The organism is Aeromonas sp. D3 (assembly GCF_027705025.1).
Lineage (GTDB): Bacteria > Pseudomonadota > Gammaproteobacteria > Enterobacterales > Aeromonadaceae > Aeromonas > Aeromonas salmonicida.
In genome coordinates this window covers 1-3,385 of record NZ_JAPDBE010000084.1, presented here as the reverse complement: position 1 = coordinate 3,385, position 3,385 = coordinate 1, and the positions used below count along the sequence as shown (strand labels likewise).

Genomic DNA, 3,385 nt, shown 5'->3' with positions numbered 1-3,385 from the left:
GTAAGCAGAGTTTTTGAAATGTAAGGCCTTTGAATAAGACAAAAGGCTGCCTCATCGCTAACTTTGCAACAGTGCCGGATTGAATATAACCGACGTGACTGTTACATTTAGGTGGCTAAACCCGTCAAGCCCTCAGGAGTGAATCATGACCGTAGTCACGACCGCCGATACCTCCCAACTGTACGCACTTGCAGCCCGACATGGGCTCAAGCTCCATGGCCCGCTGACTGTCAATGAGCTTGGGCTCGACTATAGGATCGTGATCGCCACCGTCGACGATGGACGTCGGTGGGTGCTGCGCATCCCGCGCCGAGCCGAGGTAAGCGCGAAGGTCGAACCAGAGGCGCGGGTGCTGGCAATGCTCAAGAATCGCCTGCCGTTCGCGGTGCCGGACTGGCGCGTGGCCAACGCCGAGCTCGTTGCCTATCCCATGCTCGAAGACTCGACTGCGATGGTCATCCAGCCTGGTTCGTCCACGCCCGACTGGGTCGTGCCGCAGGACTCGGAGGTCTTCGCGGAGAGCTTCGCGACCGCGCTCGCCGCCCTGCATGCCGTCCCCATTTCCGCCGCCGTGGATGCGGGGATGCTCATCCGTACACCGACGCAGGCCCGTCAGAAGGTGGCCGACGACGTTGACCGCGTCCGACGCGAGTTCGTGGTGAACGACAAGCGCCTCCACCGGTGGCAGCGCTGGCTCGACGACGATTCGTCGTGGCCAGATTTCTCCGTGGTGGTGCATGGCGATCTCTACGTGGGCCATGTGCTCATCGACAACACGGAGCGCGTCAGCGGGATGATCGACTGGAGCGAGGCCCGCGTTGATGACCCTGCCATCGACATGGCCGCGCACCTTATGGTCTTTGGTGAAGAGGGGCTCGCGAAGCTCCTCCTCACGTATGAAGCGGCCGGTGGCCGGGTGTGGCCGCGGCTCGCCCACCACATCGCGGAGCGCCTTGCGTTCGGGGCGGTCACCTACGCACTCTTCGCCCTCGACTCGGGTAACGAAGAGTACCTCGCTGCGGCGAAGGCGCAGCTCGCCGCAGCGGAATGAGCGAACGTCGATATAGCCCGCTCGCGACGCTGTTCGCGGCGACCTTTCTCTTCCGGATCGGCAACGCGGTGGCGGCCCTCGCGCTTCCATGGTTCGTCCTGTCTCATACAAAGAGCGCGGCCTGGGCGGGCGCCACGGCCGCTAGCAGCGTCATCGCGACCATCATCGGCGCGTGGGTTGGTGGTGGCCTCGTCGATCGGTTCGGGCGCGCGCCCGTCGCATTGATCTCGGGTGTGGTGGGCGGCGTGGCCATGGCGAGCATCCCACTGCTCGATGCCGTTGGCGCCCTCTCGAACACTGGGCTGATCGCTTGCGTGGTGCTCGGTGCCGCGTTCGACGCACCCGGTATGGCCGCGCAGGACAGTGAGCTGCCCAAACTCGGCCACGTCGCCGGGCTCTCCGTTGAGCGCGTCTCGTCACTGAAAGCGGTGATCGGGAACGTCGCGATTCTAGGTGGCCCGGCCCTTGGGGGGGCCGCAATCGGCCTGCTTGGCGCTGCGCCAACGCTCGGGCTGACGGCGTTCTGCTCCGTCCTTGCAGGTCTGCTCGGCGCGTGGGTGCTTCCCGCGCGTGCCGCTCGGACGATGACCACGACGGCGACTCTCTCCATGCGCGCCGGCGTCGCTTTTCTCTGGAGCGAACCCCTGCTGCGCCCTCTCTTTGGTATAGTGATGATCTTCGTGGGCATCGTTGGCGCCAACGGCAGCGTCATCATGCCTGCGCTGTTTGTAGATGCAGGACGCCAAGTAGCAGAGCTCGGGCTGTTCTCCTCAATGATGGGGGCTGGTGGTCTCCTTGGCATTGCCATTCATGCGTCGGTCGGCGCCCGGATATCAGCGCAGAACTGGCTGGCGGTGGCATTTTGTGGCTCTGCGGTGGGCTCGCTTCTGCTTTCACAGTTGCCAGGCGTGCCGGTGCTGATGTTGTTGGGCGCGCTCGTGGGACTGCTGACCGGCTCAGTCTCTCCCATTCTCAACGCTGCCATCTACAACCGCACGCCGCCAGAACTTCTCGGCCGGGTACTCGGCACGGTCTCGGCGGTGATGCTGTCAGCCTCGCCCATGGTTATGCTTGCGGCCGGCGCGTTTGTCGACCTTGCTGGTCCGCTCCCTGGCCTCGTTGTATCGGCCGTGTTTGCGGGGCTCGTGGCTCTACTCTCGCTCCGTCTTCAATTTGCTACAATGGCGGCGGCAGCCACAGCCTCCGCCCCAACCCATACAGAAGGTGAACACTGATGCCCCGCCCCAAGCTCAAGTCCGATGACGAGGTACTCGAGGCCGCCACCGTAGTGCTGAAGCGTTGCGGTCCCATAGAGTTCACGCTCAGCGGAGTAGCAAAGGAGGTGGGGCTCTCCCGCGCAGCGTTAATCCAGCGCTTCACCAACCGCGATACGCTGCTGGTGAGGATGATGGAGCGCGGCGTCGAGCAGGTGCGGCATTACCTGAATGCGATACCGATAGGCGCAGGGCCGCAAGGGCTCTGGGAATTTTTGCAGGTGCTCGTTCGGAGCATGAACACTCGCAACGACTTCTCGGTGAACTATCTCATCTCCTGGTACGAGCTCCAGGTGCCGGAGCTACGCACGCTTGCGATCCAGCGGAACCGCGCGGTGGTGGAGGGGATCCGCAAGCGACTGCCCCCAGGTGCTCCTGCGGCAGCTGAGTTGCTCCTGCACTCGGTCATCGCTGGCGCGACGATGCAGTGGGCCGTCGATCCGGATGGTGAGCTAGCTGATCATGTGCTGGCTCAGATCGCTGCCATCCTGTGTTTAATGTTTCCCGAACACGACGATTTCCAACTCCTCCAGGCACATGCGTAAACGGAGGTGTGCAGAGTCCCTGCGGCAGGCGACGAACACGACCGTCGTCGATTAGTACCGGTACGGTCGGTGGTATCGAAGTCTTGATCACCACTCAGGTCTACGGCTTACAAATGGTGACCATCCCGATACTTGCGTCAGAGCACCGGGCCGATTCTTTGACAGTGAATCACTCCCGTAAGGTTGTGCCGGTGTGGGTGTCCCGGGTCGAGACGATACTCCGCCAATGCGCCCAGCAAACAACCTGGCCATCGCAGGTGGTGGGGAGCGGTGTGGCGGATGAGTTGGACAAGTTGGTGTAGCAGCACGAGCACGGCGAGATAACATCGCAGGAGTTCGACATGCTCAAGAGACAGCTGATTGCGAATCGCGATGCAGATTCATAACCCGATTGCGGGTTGGCTTCACTCCACCATCACCGAGCAGACTAGCACGGCGGGCTCTGTTGCAAAGATTGGCGGCAGTCAGAGGTAGGCTGTCGCTCTGCGCCGATCAGGCGGCTGCTGCGAAATGGT

At 62.6% G+C, this 3,385-nt stretch carries 3 protein-coding genes; all 3 read left to right on the top strand.

Going from position 1 to position 3,385, the window contains the following annotated elements:
- Nucleotides 1-145 precede the first annotated feature (145 nt).
- Genes OKC28_RS22795 through mphR(A) form a run of 3 tightly spaced genes read left to right on the top strand, consistent with a single transcriptional unit; the run spans nt 146 to nt 2,870 of the window.
- Nucleotides 146-1,051, top strand: coding sequence for an Mph(A) family macrolide 2'-phosphotransferase (locus OKC28_RS22795; protein ID WP_000219391.1), 906 nt, complete (start codon nt 146-148; stop codon nt 1,049-1,051).
- Nucleotides 1,048-2,286, top strand: coding sequence for a macrolide resistance MFS transporter Mrx(A) (gene mrx(A), locus OKC28_RS22790; RefSeq protein ID WP_000004159.1), 1,239 nt, complete (start codon nt 1,048-1,050; stop codon nt 2,284-2,286). The genes OKC28_RS22795 and mrx(A) overlap by 4 nt, the downstream gene beginning before the upstream one ends.
- A complete protein-coding gene (mphR(A), locus tag OKC28_RS22785; protein WP_001137892.1) occupies nt 2,286-2,870 on the top strand; it encodes a macrolide-binding transcriptional repressor MphR(A) in 585 nt (194 codons plus the stop codon). Before mrx(A) ends, mphR(A) begins: the two co-directional genes overlap by 1 nt.
- Nucleotides 2,871-3,385 lie beyond the last annotated feature (515 nt).

Excerpts from the sequence above, each read along its gene's own strand:
- OKC28_RS22795 (WP_000219391.1), top strand. The coding sequence starts at position 146 with ATGACCGTAGTCACGACCGCCGATACCTCCCAACTGTACGCACTTGCA.